1 protein-coding gene is annotated in these 460 nt (G+C 66.1%); it reads left to right on the top strand.

Annotation, left to right across the window (positions count from 1 at the left end):
- Nucleotides 1-460, top strand: a 460-nt coding sequence (locus tag EJ903_RS26520; protein WP_126620831.1) for an IS6 family transposase, incomplete at both ends; no start/stop codon positions are given.

Raw genomic sequence — 460 nt, 5'->3', positions numbered from 1 at the left:
CGCGGCATCACGGTGAGTTACGAGACGGTGCGCCAGTGGGCCCGGAAGTTCGGTCCCGAGATCGCCACCCGGTTGCGTCGGCGGGCGCCGCGGCGAGGCGACAAATGGCATCTCGACGAGGTCGTCCTGACCATCGGCGGTCGCAAACACTATCTGTGGCGGGCCGTCGACCAGGACGGCTTCGTGCTCGACGTGCTGGTTCAGAGCCGCCGGGATACCAAGGCGGCCAAGCGTTTGCTGCGCAAGCTGCTGAAGAAGCAGGGCCGGGCGCCCCGCGTGCTGGTCACCGACAAGCTGAAGTCCTATGCCGCTGCCAAGCGGGAACTAGGAATGGGCGGGGAGCATCGCCAGCACAAGGGTCTGAACAACCGGGCCGAGAACTCCCACCAACCCACCCGCCGACGCGAACGGCAAAGAAAGCGCTTCAAAGACCCCGGCCAAGTCCAGCGTTTCCTCGCCA

The sequence above is a fragment of the Azospirillum griseum genome (assembly GCF_003966125.1).
GTDB lineage: Bacteria > Pseudomonadota > Alphaproteobacteria > Azospirillales > Azospirillaceae > Azospirillum > Azospirillum griseum.
The sequence above is the reverse complement of the archived record's forward strand: the minus strand, read 5'-3'. Positions and strand labels throughout refer to the sequence as shown.